This is a genomic window from Nannocystis sp. (assembly GCF_016714285.1).
Classification (GTDB): domain Bacteria; phylum Myxococcota_A; class Polyangia; order Nannocystales; family Nannocystaceae; genus Nannocystis.
Genome location: NZ_JADJNN010000035.1, coordinates 214,834 through 230,369 on the forward strand (window position 1 = coordinate 214,834; position 15,536 = coordinate 230,369).

Genomic DNA, 15,536 nt, shown 5'->3' on the forward strand with positions numbered 1-15,536 from the left:
GCCGCCGCCGCCGCTACCGCCACCGGGCTTGTCCTCGGCAGCGTTGACGCGGATCGAGCGACCGTCGAGGGACGCACCGTCCATCGCCTGCTGGGCCGTCGCACCATCGGCCGGATCCTGGAAACCGACGAAGCCGAAGCCGCGCGAGCGCCCGGTCTCACGGTCCGTCACGACCTTCGCCTCGATCACCGATCCGAACTTGCTAAACGCCTCACGAAGGCCCTCATCGTTCGTATCCCAGCTCAAACCACCGACAAAAAGCTTCTTTGACATCGTCTCTTCTCTTCTCGTGACATCCGCCCCGCAGCGCGCGAAGCGTGCGATCCATTCTCTGGATGCGCTGGTCGGGCTGGAGAATGCGCTTTTTCTCGCGCCTGTCAACGCGCCCACTGGCCGCCCGGAGTCCCGCCGCGATCGCGGCGAATCGATGTGGCTGCACGTGCAAGCGGCCTGCGGCGCAGTGGCACCGTGGCCCGCCCCGGCCCCGGGCGTTGCGTCACGTCTCCATTGCTTCTGCTTCACCACCTCGTGCGCCCATCACGCCCTTGTCCGCCGATGCGCCCGCCGACGGGCCAACTGAGCTACGCTCCGCGCGCCATGGGCTTCGGTCGCAATCCCCACGTCCCCAAGGCCCAGGCGGCCGAACAGAAGGCCGAGGAGGCCTCCGACGAGCTGGCCCGGGCCCGCGCCTACTTCGAGGCCGCCCACGCCTGGGACCGCGCCGCCGAGCGCGAGAAGCCCGGCAAGCTGCGCAGCGAGTACGAGGCCCACGCCATCCGCACCCGCGAGCTCGCCGAATAACCCGCTGACCCGCGCCGGCCGCGGCTCACAACATTCGCACCGCGACCGACAGCACGATCGCCGCGATAAACAGCACGATGATCACCGGGACCTTCCACGCCAGCTCGCTGGTGAAGGCCTGGCGACAGTGGCAGCAATTCGCCTCGGCGCTCGGCGTGAACTTGCCGCAATTCGTGCAGCTGCGCCGCGGCGCCTGCTTGTTGCGGCCGCACCCGCCGCAGCGCCCGGCCTCGCCGGTCAGGTCGCCGCAGAAGGGGCAGGCCACCAGCGGGGCGACCTCCGGCGTCACGCCGGCAGCGCCTTGCTCGCGAGCGCCGCGGCGATCGCCATCGCCTGCTCGCGGTTGGTCTTCATGCCCATGCGATGAAACTTGGCGGTGAAGGGCACGGCCCCGCCGATCGAGATGTGCGTGAACAGCGAGCCGGTCGAGGTCTTGACCCCGTGGAGGTCGCCGAGCGCGTACTCGCTGACCTCCTTGACCTTCACGCCGCCGCCGACGCGCAGCACGATGAGGCGGCGGTCGGTGAGCCCGACCACGTACTCCTTCGTCAGCAGCGCGATCGCTATGAGCCCCGGCAAGATCGCCAGACACACCAGCAGGATGATGAGCCCCATGTTCGGCTGCTTGACGCCGAACGCGTAGTATTGGAGCTGCTCGCCGGGCTGGAGCTGCGCCGTGAGGGCCGCCTTGACTGGTTCATCTTTGAATCGCGCCATCGGCGGCGAGCTTCTCCCGTCCCGCGTCGGCGTGCAAGCGCCGGAGGCGCTGCGGGGCGCCGACGCAGCGAACCACGGCCTCGCGGGGCGCCACCGGGACGCCGACGCGGCGAAGCACGGATGGACTGCGCCCGCCCACGCGCGGGATACTGCGCGCATGGCCAGAGTCCCGGCGCCGCCGGTCGCAACCGAGAGCAGCCCCACGTCACCCGCACCGGGCGTCGCCGCGCCGTGCGAGCAGCGACCCGACGACCACGCCGCCGTGCTCGCCCGCCTCGCCGGCGAGCCCGCGGCCGTGCGCGACAGCATCGGTCTGTTCGCGATCCTCGTGTTCCTCGTCGGCGACCGCAACGACCACGGCGACCACCTCGTCGCCGCGATCACGGAGGGCATCGGCCTCTCGGAGGACGACATCGAGCGACTGATGCCCCACGGACGGCTCGCCCTCGAGAGCGTCGCCGTCACACCGCCCGCCTCGGACTGGGCGCGTCAGGTCTGCCTCGAGCTGCTCTGCGGCGTCGCCCGGACCTCCACCCCCGTCACCGCCGGCCAGCTGCAGGTGCTCGGCCGCCTCGGCGAGGCCTACGGCGTGGACCCGCCGGCCCTGACCCGCATCCTCGCCGCCGAGCTCGGCATCAGCCCGGCATCAGCGACGACTTGAAGCCCAGCGTCACGCGCAGGCGCTTGTCCGGCTCGTCGACGTTGTTGCCCATCGTCGTGTGCGTCTCGAGCTTGCCGTCGATCGCATTCGGCTCCGTGCCCGGCACATAGTTGTCGCCGAGCCCGAGGAAACTGGCGAGGAAGCTGCCGTACTCGACCGAGTTATCGTCGTAGTTGAGGCTGATCTCCGCGAGGTTCAGCCCGCCTCCGGCCGGCAGCTTGGCGCCGAAGGAGCCGGCGATCGTCAGGTAGCTGCCGTCGGCGTTGAAGGTGCCGTCCTCCTCCGAATAGTAGACATCGTAGAATTCGACGCCGGTGCCCTGAATGTCGCGATTCTGCTGAGTCAGCGGATCGGCGAGCTGATTGTTGAGCTCGGGGCCGTCGACCGTGAAGGTATATTCGGTGACCTTGCCGGTCGTCTCGTAGAAGGTGATCGACATGAGGCCCGGGATGTCGTGCACCGGGATCGGCTTGTCCGGCAACGGGAGGTCGAACTTGAAGCCGCCGCTGCTCTCCCCGCCGCCGCTGCTGCTGCCCTCGCCGGTCGTGCCGCCGCTGCTGCTGGCCGAGACCTGCCCGGTCGTGCCGCCGCCGCTGCTCTCGCCGCTCACGCCGCTGTCGCTGGTCGTCGGCGTCGCGCCGCTGCTGCCCCCGGTGCTGGTCCCCGCCGTGCCCGTCGCGCTCACTTCGGTGACGGTGACTGGCATGGTCGCGGGCGTGTCGGTCTCGTTGCGACCGTCGCCGGGTCCGCAGGCGAGCGCGAGGAGAGCGAGACAAGGAGGGACGAGCGAGGTCATGCGCATGCGGCCGATCGAACCCCGCGGACCGAGGAACTGCAAGCGCCGCCAGGCGCCGCGATCGTGCGCCAGGCGGACCCCTGGACGCGCCTGCACGGCCGCTGGCGTCGTCTGGCACCGATCGGGCCCTCGATCGGCGCCAAATCAGCGCCAGATCGGCCGAGTCGGGTCCGATCGGGCGCCAGATCGGGCCAGATCGGGCCAGCTCGGGCCTCTGTGGGCGGATACGTACGGGGTGAGAGCCCGCCGCACCCGCGGCGCGTCGCGCCGTGAAGCTTGCTTCCGGGGCCAGTTCCGCGGGAGTCTGGGCCCCCGTGCCAGGCGAGAAGCTCACGCTCGACGGGCCAACCCTGGGGGTCCTGGACAATCGCAGCGGCGCGGCGCCCCCCGCCGAGCCGCGCGACCGCCAGTACCTCATGGTCTTCCACGGCGAGGTCTCGACCAGCTTCGCCCTGCCGCACACCGGCAGCGTGCTCATCGGCCGCTCCGACGAGGCCCACCTGCGCATCGACGATCACGGCGTCTCGCGCCGCCACGCGATGCTGACGATCGACCAGGGCGAGGCCCGCCTCGCCGACCTCGGCAGCCACAACGGCGTGTGGGTCAACGACGATCGCATCGCCGCGTCGCGGCTGCTGCTGTCCGGGGACACCGTCACGATCGGCGGCGCGACCCTCGTGTACCACGCCGGCGGGACCGCCCCGCGCCACCGTCGCGCGCTCGACTTCCCGCAGCTGCGCCTGCGCCTCGCCGAGGAGGTCGAACGCGCCGCCCGCTTCGCCCACGAGCTCACGATCGTCGTGCTGCAGCCGGGTAACGACGGCGACCGCATCGCGGTCGAGGCCGCGGTCGCGAGGCTCGCGCGCCGCGGCGACATCGTCGGCATCGACATCAGCGGCGGCACCGTCGTGCTGCTGCCCGAGACCGACGCGGCCACCGCCCTCGCCGGCAAGCTGCCGCGCAGCGGCGCGGCGCGCATCGGCTACGCCGGCTACCCGCTCGACGGCAGCGACCCCGACGCCCTGCTCGCGGGGGCCCGCGCCGCCGCGGCCCAGGCCACGCCTGGCAGCCCGCTCGCGGCCGGCGCGGCCTGCGAGACCCGGCGCGTCGGCGAGGTCGAGGTGATCGTCGCCGACCCGGCGATGCAGCGCCTGTTCGCCTTCGTCGAGCGCATCGCCGCGGCCGACCTGCCGGTGCTCATCACCGGCGAGACCGGCACCGGCAAGGAGCTCGTCGCCGCGGCGATCCACGCGATGTCCAGCCGCAGCGCCGGGCCCTTCATGGTGATGCACTGCGTCGCGCTCTCGGAGCAGCAGCTGGAGAGCGAGCTGTTCGGCCGCGGCGCCGACGCCTCGGGCCCCGAGCGCCCCGGCGGGCTCGAGCGGGCCGCCGGCGGCACCCTCTTCCTCGACGAGATAGGCGAGCTCAGCCTGGCCGCGCAGGCCCGCCTGCTGCGCGCGCTCGAGACCCGCCGCGTCGTCCGCGTCGGCGAGCAAGGCGAGCGGGCGATCGACCTCCGCATCGTCGCCGCCACCAACCACGCGATCGACGAGGCGGTCCAGGCCGGCCGCTTCCGCCGCGACCTCTACTTCCGCCTGACCGGCGCCAAGCTGTGGCTGCCGCCGCTGCGCGACCGCCCGCGCGAGCTGCCGATCCTCGCCCAGCGCTTCCTCGCCGCGGCCCGCCGCGAGGCCGGGGCGCCGCCGATGACGATCGCCCCGGCGGCGATGCGCCGACTCGCCGAGCACCCGTGGCCCGGCAACGTCCGCGAGCTGCGCCACGCGATGGCCGGCATCGCCGCGGCCTACCCCGACGAGGTCCTGCGCCCGCACCACCTCATCGAGTGGCTCGGCGGCCCCGCGCCGACCGACCCGGCGAGCCCAGGCGACAGCAGTCCAAACAACAGCGACGACGAGCCCCCCAAGTTTCGCCCCCTGGAGGACGAGATCCGCGAGCTCGAGATCCAGCGCATCTCGGCCGCCCTCGCCGCGACCGGCGGCAACCAGACCCGCGCCGCCGAGCTCATCGGCATGCCCCTCCGGACCTTCGTCAACAAGCTCAAGCGCCACGCCATCGGCTCCGACCGGAGGTCCTGAGCGGTGAGCCCGGTGCTCGACCACGACGACTGGTCGCCGCCGGACGAGGTGGAGGAGTACAAGCTCATCCGCCAGATCGGCCGCGGCACCATGGGCCAGGTCTACCTCGCCCGCGACCGCATGCTCGACCGCCTGGTCGCGATCAAGTTCATCACCGCGATCGAGCCCGAGGCCCGCGAGCGCTTCGTCGTCGAGGCCCGCGCCGCCGCGAGGATCCAGCACCCCAACGTGGTCGCCGTCCACCGCGTCGGCGAGCTGAACAACCGGCCCTACCTCATCACCGAATTCGTGCGCGGCCAGAGCCTCGCCGAGCTGGCCCTGCCGCTGCCCTGGGCGCGGGCGCTCGAGCTCGGCGTCAGCCTCGCCCGCGGCCTCGCGGCGGCCCACGGCCACGGCATCCTCCACCGCGACATCAAGCTCGCCAACGTCGTGCTCAGCGAGGCCGGCGAGATCAAGCTGCTGGACTTCAGCCTCGCAAAGTTCGTCGACGCCGCCCACGGACGCCTGCGCAGCGCGACCCAGCCGGGCGCCCAACCGCCGGCCCTCGAGGCCGCACCGCGCCCCACAGCGCCCGCCACCGCCGTCAACCGCTTCGCCGACACGATCACCCTCGGCGCCCCGACCCAGGCCAGGCCAGCCGCCGACCCAGCCGTAGGGGGGCGCGAGCTGCTGTGGTCGAGCGGCCAGGCCGAGATCACCGACGTCGGCGCGCTCGTCGGCACGCCGCACTACATGGCCCCGGAGCTGTGGGCCGGCGAGCCCGCCTCGCGCGCCTCCGACGTCTACGCCCTCGGCGTGCTGCTCCACTGCCTGTGCTGCGGCGTCCCGCCGACCGACGCCACCGACATCCTCGAGCTGGCCACGCGGGTCCAGTGGGAGGACCCGCCGCCGCTGCGCGAGCGGGCCCCCGAGGTCGACCGCCGCTTCGCCGAGATCATCGACCGCTGCCTCCGTCGCGACCCCACCGCCCGCTTCAGCTCCGGCGACGACCTGCGCGAGGCCCTCGAGGCGCTCGCCGCCGCGGTGCGCAGCCAGCAGGTCCAGGGCGGCAACCCCTACCGCGGCCTGCAAGTGTTCGAGGCCGGCCAGCGCGAGCTCTTCTTCGGTCGCGCCGCCGAGATCGCCGCGGTGGTCGCCCGCGTGCGCGCGCAGAACTTCGTGCTGGTCGCCGGCGACTCGGGCGTCGGCAAGTCCTCGCTGTGCCGCGCCGGTGCGATCCCCACCGCATGCGAGGGTGGCCTCGACCCGACCTGCCGCTGGACCTCGGTCGTCGTCACCCCCGGTCGCCGCCCGGTGCACACGCTGGTCGCCGCGATCGCCCGCGCCCGCGAGGTCGACGAGGAGGCCCTGCAGCGCGCCAGCGCCACCCCGCTGGCCTTCGCCGGCGCCCTCGCCGACGCCCGGGCCACCCACGGCACCCTGCTCTTCGTCGACCAGCTCGAGGAGCTCATCACCCTCGCCTCGCCGACCGACGCCGCGACCGCGGCCGAGATGCTCGGCGTGATCGCCCGCGGCGTCCCGCGCCTGCGCCTGATCGCCACCGTGCGCGGCGACTTCCTGACCCGCGTCGCGCCGCTGCCCGGACTCGGCGACGAGCTGCTGCGCGGGCTCTACTTCCTGTACCCGCTGTCCCCCGCCGGCGTGCGCCAGGCCATCGTCGGGCCGGCCCAGGCCCGCGGGGTCCGCTTCGAGTCCGAGGCGATGATCCAGCAGCTGGTCACCGCCGGCATCGAGGGCAGCCTGCCGCTGCTGCAGTTCGCGCTGTCCGAGCTGTGGGAGGCCCGCGCCAGCGACAGCTCGACGATCGCAGTCGCCGCGCTCACCAAGATCGGCGGGGTCTCGGGCGCCCTGGCCCGCCACGCCGAGGGCGTGCTGGCCCGGCTCACCCCGCTGCAGCGCCGCGCCGCCCGCTCGCTGCTCCTGCGCCTCATCACCATCGAGGAGACCCGCGCGAGCCTCAACTACGACGAGCTCGCGGTCGACGGCGACGACGCGCGCATCGCCCTCGACGCGCTGCTCGACGCCCGCCTGCTGCTGATCCGCGACCTCGCCGAGGGCCCGCCCGTCTACGAGATCGCCCACGAGGCCCTGATCCGCGGCTGGGTCAGCCTGCAGGTCTGGCTCAACGAGAAGACCGAGAGCCGCCAGACCTACCACCGCCTCGAACACGCCGCCGGCGAGTGGGACCGCCTCGGCCGCCCGCCGCACGGGCTGTGGAGCGCGCGCCAGCAGGACGAGGCCCGCCGCATCGATCCTCGCAACCTGCGCGCGCACGAGGCCGCCTTCCTCGCCGCCAGCGCGGCCTTCCACCACCGGGCCCGCCGCCTCCGCCTCGGGCTCATGTTCGGTGCGCCGCTGCTGATCGCCCTCGGCGTGGTCGTCGCCCTGCTGATCCTCCGCGCCGCGCTGCAGCGCGAGGTCGACGATCAGCTCGCCGCCTCGCGCCAGCTCATCGCCGAGGCCCAGGCGATCGACCGCGAGGTCGAGGCCCACCGCACGGCCGCCTTCGCGGCCTTCGAGCGCGGCGACGAGGCCGACGGCGAGGCCGCGTGGCACCTGGCCGTCCGCGCTGCCCCCGGCGTCCAGCTCCTCCTGGTCCGCGCCGCCAGCCGCCTGGAGACCGCCCACGGCCTCGACAGCGCCCGCGACGACGTGCGCCGCGCCCTCGCCGACGTGCTGGTCGATCAGGCCACGCTCGCCGAACGAGACCACGACCCCGCGCTCGTCGAGGCGCTGCTGCTGCGCGTCGCGGTGCACGACACCGACGGCACGCGGATGACCCGCTGGCGGGCCCCGGCGCGGGTCGACCTCCGCAGCGAACCCGCCGGCGCCCGCGTCCACGCCGCCCGCTACGAGCGCGACAGCGAGGGCCGGCTCCACCTCGGCGCCGCCCAGGACCTCGGCGTCACGCCGCTCACGGGCCGCGAGCTCGCGCCCGGCTCATATCTCTGGACGATCGCCGCCGACGGCCGCGCCGAGCTGCGCTATCCGGTGCTGCTGCACCGCGGCGAGCACTTCAGCGAGACGCTCGACCTCCCGACCAGCGACCAGATCCCGGCCGGCTATGTCTATATTCCGCCCGGGCGCTTCCTGGTCGGCAGCGCCGCCGACGAGGATCTGCGCCGCAGCTTCTTCACCGCCACCCCATTGCACGAGAGTCGCGGCGAGGGCTACCTCATCGCCCGCGAGGAGACCACCTACGGCGATTGGCTCGCCTTCCTCGAGTCGCTGCCGCCGGACGAGCAATTGCGACGCAGCGGCCGACGCGAGGGCGCCGTGTTCCTCTCGGCGCCGCTGCTCACGCGCGATGACGACGGCTGGAAGATCGAGCTGCGCCGCGGCGCCGCGGTCCAGCGCGCCGGCTTCGGCCAGCCGATCCGCATCCCCAAGCGCAAGCACCACGCCGAGCAGGACTGGCTGCGCTGGCCGATCACCGGCATCAATTGGGACGACGCCCAGGCATACCTGGGGTGGCTATCCCTCACCGGTGCGGTCCCCGGAGCCCGCTTTTGTAGCGAGTTCGAATGGGAGCGAGCCGCCCGCGGCGCCGATGGACGCGACTTCCCCACCGGCGACGACATCGACCCCGGCGAGGCCAACTACGACGAGCGCCACGCCCGTGACCCGGAGGCGATCGGCCCCGAGGAGATCGGGAGCAACCCCGATATCATCAGCCCCTTCGGCCTCCACGACACCGCAGGCAACGTCTGGGAGTGGGCCTCGCCGATCGACGGGGGCGCGGTCAAGGTCGTCCGCGGCGGCTCGTTCTACCACGGCGAGGTCGCAGCGCGGGCCGTCAACCGCTCGCGCCTCGACGGCAGCTTCGCCGACGGCACCATCGGCCTGCGCGTGTGTGCCCCCCTACATGTCCGCGGGTCCACTGCCCCCTAGCCCGCTTGCGACAATGCCAACATTGCACGACACATTCGGCCGCGCGACGCCGAATGTGCACGATAAGATTTAGTCGCCGAGGCCTTGCGCACGCGTACAACTAGCGTGTATTGTCTGATCCATGGCAAGGGAGGTCTTGATGCAGTCAATGACGAAGATTGTGGCGTCGGTGATGCTCGCCTCTTTCGCAGGGGTCACCGGGGGATGCGACGAATCCTCGTCCGACGGAGCCTCGGTCGATCTGCGCACGCAGAAGAAGAACGCCCCCGCGCTCAACGGATCGAGCCTCAACGGCTCCAGCCTCAACGGCTTCTCGCTGAACGGCTTCACCGTCAACGGCTTCACCGTCAACGGCTTCACCGTCAACGGCTTCACCGTCAACGGCTTCACCGTCAACGGCTCGCTGCTCTCCGGCCTGGTGTGGGTCGAAGGCAACCCGCAGCCGATCGCCGGCGACGAGCTGATCGGCGCCAAGATGGTGATGGAGAACGGCGAGAAGACCTTCATCCTCACCTTCGACGACATCCGCCTCGACGCCCAGAACCCCGCCGGCGACGTATACCTGTACGATGTCAGCGTATATGACACCGAGAACGAGGTCATGGTCCCCCTCTGCCAGTACAACGGCGACGCGGTCCCGGCGATCCTGATGGTCAACCACTGGGACATGGAGACCGGCGACCGCATCGACGACTCGTCCGTCGTCACATTCGCCTGCCGCGGCGGCGCGATCGCCAAGTGCGTGGATTGGGGCTACCGCCCGTGGGCCACCGCGACCGAGTGCGACCCCGAGCTCGGCACCTGCTCGGAGATCTCGCTCATCGACCACCACCAGGCCTGCACCCGCATGGTCCGCGCCGACTACTGCGGCGACGGCGTGCCGCACACCGTCAACGGCACCCTGGTCGACGTCTACGACCGCCTGAGCCCGTCGATCCAGAGCCAGGCGACCGCGAATCACCCGGAGTGGGGCGTCGAGGCCGAGTGGGGCCCCGACGGTGCCCTGTGCGCCGGCACCTCGCTGCGCCTGCAGCACCTCGACGAGCTCGGCATCTCCTACGAATACCCGTCCTGCCTCGACGAGCTGCAGGACCAGCCCGATTGCGGCAGCTTCCCGCATCCCGCGGCGCCCGCACCGGCAACTCGTACTGCGGCGCCTTCGGCACCGATCCCAAGAGCTGCGGCTGACCGATCTGCGGCGAGCGCCACCCCAGGGCGCTCGCCGCAGGTCGGCAGCGACCTCGCCCCGGGCTCGAGCACACGACCGCCAGCGAGCCCTCACCCCGGCGCGTGCGGACGCGCGGAGCTCCGGCGCCCCGGCCCCCGGGCGAGCGCTGTATGCTGCGACCGTCGTCCGCCTCGAGGTCTCCGCATGCCCCTCACTCCGTTGCGCGCCCTGCCCCTCGCCCTCGTCCTCGCCGCCTGTGGACCCGACACCGGCGACGACACCGGCGCGCCTGCCAGCACCGGCGACCCCAGCACCACCCAGCACAGCACCAGCGGCGACGCGCCCACCAGCGGCGACGCCAGCACCGGCGAACCCAGCACCGGCGAGCCCGTCGGCGTCACCTACTATCGCGACATCAAGCCGCTGCTCGACGCCCGCTGCGTACAGTGTCACAGCGCCGGCAACATCGCCCCCTTCGCGCTGACCACCCACGCCGAGGCGGCCCCCTTCGCCGCCATGCTCAGCGCCGCCGCCGACGCGGGGACCATGCCGCCCTGGCCGCCCGACCCCGCCTGTCGCGCCTACGCCCACGACGTCACGCTGACGCCCGAGCAACGCGACCTCCTGCGCGAATGGACCGAGCTGGGCGCCCCGGCCGGCGACCCCGCGAGCGAGCCGCCCGGTGACGACACCCCGGGCGACGACGTCGTCTACGACGTCGAGCTGCAATTGCCGGCTCCATATCTACCGACGATCACCCCCGACGAGTATCGCTGCTTCCTGCTCGACTGGCCGAAGGCCGAGGACACCTTCGTGACGGCGCTCGACGTGGTGCCCGGCGAGCGGCAGATCGTCCACCACGTGATCACCTACGCGATCGAGCCGCAGGACGTCGACGCCTACCACGCGCTCGAGGACGCCGACCCGGACCCCGGCTACGTGTGCTACGGCGGCCCCGGTGCGAGCGCGGAGTCGGTGTACCGCGTGCCCTGGCTGAGCGCGTGGGCCCCCGGCACGCCCGGCGGCGCCATGCCAGCGGGCACCGGCCTCCGGGTCCAGCCCGGCTCCGTGATCGCCGTGCAGATGCACTACCACGGCCTCCCGGGCGCCAAGGCCGATCAGTCGAAGATCCGCATCCGCACCGCCAGCAAGGTCGACCGCCCCGCGGTCATCATGCCCTTCACCAACCTCGACTGGGTCCTCGGCAGCGAGCCCATGCACATCCCCGCGGGCGACCCCGACGTCATGCTCTCCCACGAGCTCGACATCACCCCGTACCTCACCTTCCTGTTCCCCAAGGGCCCCTTCAAGGGCACCGAGCCCTTCGTCGTCCACGCCGCCGGCACCCACCAGCACACGCTCGGGACCAAGAACAAGCTATCGGTGGTGCGCAAGGGCGGCACGGGCGACGAGTGCCTGCTCGAGATCCCCCGCTGGGACTTCAACTGGCAGGGCACCTACCCGTTCGCCGCGACCGCCACGGTCCACCCGGGCGACCGCCTGCGCCTCGAGTGCCACTGGGACAACTCGGCCGCGAACCAGCCGGTCGTCGACGGCGTGCAGCAGCCCGCGAAGGACCTCGGCTGGGGCGAGGGCACCGGCGACGAGATGTGCCTCGGCATGCTCTACGTGACCGCGCAGTGACAGGTCACCCGCGGCGACGCCGACGGGTCGCCACCAGCACGACGAAGCCGAGGCCCATCGCCCCGGCGAGGTTCATGTCGCCGCCGTCGGCGCTGCAGTTGCAGGTGACCTGGCCCTCGGCCATGCAGCTGTTGCCGCTGCACGACGCGCTGCCGTCGGCCTGAATGTTGAAGATCGCCTTCAGCGCCGCGATGCACTCCTCGAGCTGGCTCCCGGTGTCGACATACTGCCCGTCACAGAACAGCGCCCCCTCCGGCTTCTCGCACTGGGCCTTGCAGCCGCCCGTCAGCTTGGCCTCGCAATCCACGTAGCCGTCGGCCTGGCAGTCGATCTGACAGTCGACGTTCGCCTCGGCGCGGCACGATCCGCTGCAGCTCGCCTCGCACTTGGCCGAGCAGTCGGCCTCGGCCGGCGTCACCTTGCAGCTCGCGTCGCACTCGCCGGTGCAGCTCGCCGAGCACGAGGCCTCGCACTCGCCGCGGTTGCCCGCCGCCGCGCAGTGGCCCGAGCAGTCGGCGCTGCAGTCGGCCTGGCACGACGCGGTGCAGTTGAACTCGGCCGGCTTCACCTCGCACTGGGCGCTGCAGTCCGCCTGACAGCTGCCGGTGCACGACGCCTCCGCGCTGACGTCACACGCACCCTGACAGCTCGCGCTGAGCTCCGCGGCGCAGGCCGCCTCGACGTACACCGGCTCGCACTGCGCCGTGCAGCCGCCCTCGACCTCGACCACACAGTCGGCCGAGGCCTCGACGTGAATGTTGCCGCACGCCGCGAGGCTGGCCGCCGCAGCCTCACCGACGAAGAAGAAGGGAGCGGCCAGCGCGAGGGCGCCGATGACAATCTGGGAGATACGTCGCATGGGGGTTCCTTGAAGTGGGACAGGCTTGCCACGGATCGCCGCGATGCGCAGCGGGAGCCCCGGCGACCCCATGGTGCCCGAGCCCACGCCGTCTGCGAAGCCACCGCACACGCACCGACCCGGCCGGCTCCAGCGGCCACACCCGCCGCTCCGCAGCCCGCGCCCGGCTCCCGCCTCCGCCTCACGCGCGACGGCGACGCCGCAACCCCGCGAGCACGAGCACCCCGGGCAGCGCCCACGGACCCGGCGCCCCGCCGCCGACGCAGCCGCAGCCCTTCTCGCCCGGCTCCGCCTCGCCCGCGCTCCCACCCGAGCCGCCGCTCCCGTCCGAGCCCGCGCTGTCCGAGCCGCCCTCGGTGGGCGTCCCCGTCTCGCCCCCAGGCGGCCACGGCGTGCACATGTTCGGGTCCCACGCGTCGCCCATCGCATTCACCGCGCAGGTCTGGAGCGGCTCGCTGCACGTGATCGCTAGCGTCGGATCGAGACTCTGCGGCCCGAGCTGCGACGCCACGGCGTCCCCATGACACTGCTTGTCCGTCGTCAGCGTCGCGCCGGTGCCGAGGTTCGTCACCACGACCTCCGTACAAAACGGCGCGCTCGCCTGCCACCCGAGCTGCGGACTCAGCGTGCTCGCGACCACGACGCCGTCGACCTTCAGCGAGTAGGCCAACATCGCCGCGGTGCCGATCGGCAACATCGGCGCGATCGGCAGCTGCACGTCGAGCCAGCCCGTCCCCTGCGTCGGCGCGCACTGGCCCTCCGGATAGTCGACGCTGTCCCCACCGCAATCGTTGAAGCTCGTGCCCGGCACCACACCCTCGCAGCACACCAGCGTGTCGAGGCCGACGATCTGCGTCGTGCTCACCACCTCCATCGGCGTCAGCGACGGCGGCGTCAGCGGGACCGCGGCACCGCCGTCGGACATGAACTCGAAGTCCAGCAGCAGATCCTCGCCGCAGTAGTCGAGGTCGTCCGGATTGTCGAGCGTGCCCATCACCTTGTACATACCGGCGACCAGCGGCGCGTCCGGCCGCCACACCAGCACGCCTGTGAGCCCCGGGGCCTCGAGCGCACCCGCGACCGGCGTCGCGTCCAGCGTCACCGTCAACGCGACCTTGTCGAGCCACGCCGCCGGGTCGCCCGGGTTGGCGCCCTGCAACACCAGCACGCCGTCGCCCGGGATCAGCGACGCGTTGACCGGCGCCAGGGTCTGCCACAGGTCGGCCTGGTAGCAGGGGTCCGGGTCGCACGCCGCGGCCTCGGCGGGTCGGAGGATCAACGCGCTCGCGACGAGCAGCGCGGGGGCGAGACAGATGCGGGGCGTCATCGTCGCGATGCTACCGCATCACCGGCCTGTAAGGCCCCCAGGGACCCCGTCGTTCTCAGGCCCGGACCCGCCGACATGACCGCCCGCCGCCTCAATCATTACACCTCTGGCCTCCTCAGCGCGGGCTTGCTCGCCCTCGCCATGCTCACCGGCTGCAAGCCGGCCCACGTCGAGATCAAGCCGCCCGACCCGATCGTCGCCACCCCGCCCGCCGCCGACCCCGGCGTCGTCGACCTCAGCTCCGCCCTCGCCCACAAGCTCATCGCCGCCGACGCGGCCGGCGAGATCCAGGTCCGCCTGCGCATCGACGGCGGCAAGCTGGCCCACAGCAAGCGCCCGCCGATCAACGTCGTCCTGGTGATGGACAGCTCCGGCTCGATGGAGGGCGAGGCGATCGCCGACGCCCGCCAGGCCGCGCTCGCCCTCGTCGACGGCCTCAGCGACGGCGACCACCTCGCCGTCGTCACCTTCGACTCGCAGGCCCGCGTGCTGGTCCCATCGACCGCGATCGACACGAAGACCCGCGCCGACGCCCGCGCCCGCGTCGAGACCATGGCCGCCCACGGCACCACCGACCTCGCCGGCGGCCTCGCCCTCGGCCTCGCCGAGGCCGGCCGCGGCTACCTCAACGACGGCGTCAACCGCCTGGTCCTCCTCAGCGACGGCGTCCCCAACGACGATACCCAGGTCGCCAACCTCGCCCAGCAGGCCGCCGGCATGCGCGTCGCCATCACCGCCCTGGGCCTCGGCCTCGAGTACAACGAGACCCTCCTCGCCGCCCTCGCCCGGCAATCCGGGGGCAAGTTCCACTTCATCGAGGACTCCGACCAGGTCGCCGCCGTGTTCCACGACGAGGTCCTGCGCCTCGAGCGGGTCGTCGCCAAGAACCTCGCCCTCACCCTCCTGCCCGGCCCCGGCGTCACCATCGTCGGCGTGCTCGGCCACAGCGGCGCCGCCACCGGCAACCGCGGCCTCAGCCTCGGCCTCGGCGACCTCGGCGAGGCCAGCCACCGCGACCTCATCGTCCAGCTGCGCGTCGGCCCGCACCGCGCCGGCGCCTCGCTCGAGCTGATGGACGCCGTCCTCGGCTTCCAGGACGCCGTCGCCGGCGCCGGCCAGCTCGAGCGCCGCGTCTTCGTCAGCGCCAGGACCAGCGGCGACGCCCAGGCCGTCGCCGCCAGCCGCGACCTCGAGGTCGAGCGACAGATCGCCCGCGCCCTCGCCGACGCCGCCACCCTCGACGCGATCGCCCTCGCCCGTCAGGGCCAGCTCGCCGCCGCCATCGCCGTCATCGACCGCGCCGAGCCGCTCGCCCGCGGCGACGCCAACCAGCTGGGCGACGACGAGCTGCGCACCCAGGCCGACGGCCTCGTCAAGCTGCGCAAGGCCCTCCCCACCCTCGGCCCCGCGCCCCAGCCCATGCCGGCCCCGAGCCAACCCCTCGCCCCCAACGCCCGCGAGCCGGTCGCCGCGATGGGCTCCACGGTCAGCGCCCCCGTCGACGCCACCGCCACCGTCAAGCGCTCCCACGGCCGCGCCATGCGGCGCCTGCAAGGCGAGTAGCCGCACCTGTCCC

General features: G+C 72.7%; 11 protein-coding genes and 1 pseudogene. 6 read left to right on the forward strand and 6 right to left on the reverse strand.

Translation table 11 applies throughout. The features are described 5' to 3' along the window. Positions 1–108 precede the first annotated feature (108 nt). Positions 109–273: pseudogene (locus tag IPJ59_RS38400) on the reverse strand (RNA recognition motif domain-containing protein); the annotation flags it as partial. A 324-nt stretch (positions 274–597) separates the two neighbouring features. Here IPJ59_RS38400 and IPJ59_RS33100 point away from each other — a divergent pair. Beyond that, a complete protein-coding gene (locus tag IPJ59_RS33100) occupies positions 598–801 on the forward strand; it encodes a hypothetical protein (protein ID WP_293275253.1) in 204 nt (67 codons plus the stop codon). Positions 802–826: 25 nt separating this feature from the next. On the opposite strand, the gene IPJ59_RS33105 is transcribed toward IPJ59_RS33100, so the two are convergent. Both IPJ59_RS33105 and IPJ59_RS33110 read right to left on the reverse strand, forming a co-directional pair. Beyond that, positions 827–1,090: a hypothetical protein gene (locus IPJ59_RS33105; protein WP_293262240.1), complete on the reverse strand. Its 264-nt coding sequence runs from the start codon at positions 1,088–1,090 to the stop codon at positions 827–829. Beyond that, positions 1,087–1,518, reverse strand: a complete 432-nt coding sequence (locus tag IPJ59_RS33110) for a hypothetical protein (RefSeq protein ID WP_293262243.1) — start codon at positions 1,516–1,518, stop codon at positions 1,087–1,089. Before IPJ59_RS33110 ends, IPJ59_RS33105 begins: the two co-directional genes overlap by 4 nt. A 157-nt stretch (positions 1,519–1,675) precedes the next feature. Between IPJ59_RS33110 and IPJ59_RS33115 the strand changes: the two genes are divergently transcribed. Then, complete coding sequence (locus IPJ59_RS33115) at positions 1,676–2,179, forward strand: hypothetical protein (RefSeq protein WP_293275255.1); 504 nt, start codon at positions 1,676–1,678, stop codon at positions 2,177–2,179. Here the strand turns inward: IPJ59_RS33115 and IPJ59_RS33120 are convergent. After that, positions 2,154–3,071, reverse strand: a complete 918-nt coding sequence (locus IPJ59_RS33120; protein ID WP_293275256.1) for a hypothetical protein — start codon at positions 3,069–3,071, stop codon at positions 2,154–2,156. The two genes, IPJ59_RS33115 and IPJ59_RS33120, sit on opposite strands and share 26 nt — an antisense overlap. Positions 3,072–3,289: 218 nt before the next feature. On the opposite strand from IPJ59_RS33120, the gene IPJ59_RS33125 reads away from it, so the two are divergent. From IPJ59_RS33125 to IPJ59_RS33135, 3 genes are all read left to right on the forward strand, one after another. Beyond that, the gene (locus IPJ59_RS33125; protein WP_293275258.1) at positions 3,290–5,071 is read left to right on the forward strand and encodes a sigma 54-interacting transcriptional regulator; all 1,782 of its coding nucleotides are present in this window, start codon (positions 3,290–3,292) and stop codon (positions 5,069–5,071) included. Positions 5,072–5,074: 3 nt separating this feature from the next. Then, a complete protein-coding gene (locus tag IPJ59_RS33130) occupies positions 5,075–8,962 on the forward strand; it encodes an nSTAND1 domain-containing NTPase (protein WP_293275260.1) in 3,888 nt (1,295 codons plus the stop codon). 172 nt (positions 8,963–9,134) lie between these two features. After that, positions 9,135–11,774 (forward strand): ADYC domain-containing protein, encoded by a 2,640-nt coding sequence (locus IPJ59_RS33135; protein ID WP_293275261.1) that lies wholly within the window; start codon positions 9,135–9,137, stop codon positions 11,772–11,774. Between the two features lie 4 nt (positions 11,775–11,778). Here the strand turns inward: IPJ59_RS33135 and IPJ59_RS33140 are convergent, their stop codons facing one another. Then, positions 11,779–12,633, reverse strand: coding sequence for an MYXO-CTERM sorting domain-containing protein (locus IPJ59_RS33140; RefSeq protein ID WP_293275263.1), 855 nt, complete (start codon positions 12,631–12,633; stop codon positions 11,779–11,781). 181 nt (positions 12,634–12,814) lie between these two features. Next, on the reverse strand, positions 12,815–13,960 hold the full coding sequence (locus tag IPJ59_RS33145; protein WP_293275264.1) for an MYXO-CTERM sorting domain-containing protein: 1,146 nt from the start codon (positions 13,958–13,960) through the stop codon (positions 12,815–12,817). Positions 13,961–14,035: 75 nt separating this feature from the next. Here IPJ59_RS33145 and IPJ59_RS33150 point away from each other — a divergent pair, with 75 nt between their 5' ends. Beyond that, positions 14,036–15,523: a vWA domain-containing protein gene (locus IPJ59_RS33150; protein WP_293275266.1), complete on the forward strand. Its 1,488-nt coding sequence runs from the start codon at positions 14,036–14,038 to the stop codon at positions 15,521–15,523. Positions 15,524–15,536 lie beyond the last annotated feature (13 nt).

Excerpts from the sequence above, each read along its gene's own strand:
- IPJ59_RS33150 (WP_293275266.1), top strand. The coding sequence starts at position 14,036 with ATGACCGCCCGCCGCCTCAATCATTACACCTCTGGCCTCCTCAGCGCG.
- IPJ59_RS33115 (WP_293275255.1), top strand. The coding sequence starts at position 1,676 with ATGGCCAGAGTCCCGGCGCCGCCGGTCGCAACCGAGAGCAGCCCCACG.
- IPJ59_RS33100 (WP_293275253.1), top strand. The coding sequence starts at position 598 with ATGGGCTTCGGTCGCAATCCCCACGTCCCCAAGGCCCAGGCGGCCGAA.
- IPJ59_RS33110 (WP_293262243.1), bottom strand. The coding sequence starts at position 1,518 with ATGGCGCGATTCAAAGATGAACCAGTCAAGGCGGCCCTCACGGCGCAG.
- IPJ59_RS33145 (WP_293275264.1), bottom strand. The coding sequence starts at position 13,960 with ATGACGCCCCGCATCTGTCTCGCCCCCGCGCTGCTCGTCGCGAGCGCG.
- IPJ59_RS33140 (WP_293275263.1), bottom strand. The coding sequence starts at position 12,633 with ATGCGACGTATCTCCCAGATTGTCATCGGCGCCCTCGCGCTGGCCGCT.
- IPJ59_RS33135 (WP_293275261.1), top strand. The coding sequence starts at position 9,135 with ATGCTCGCCTCTTTCGCAGGGGTCACCGGGGGATGCGACGAATCCTCG.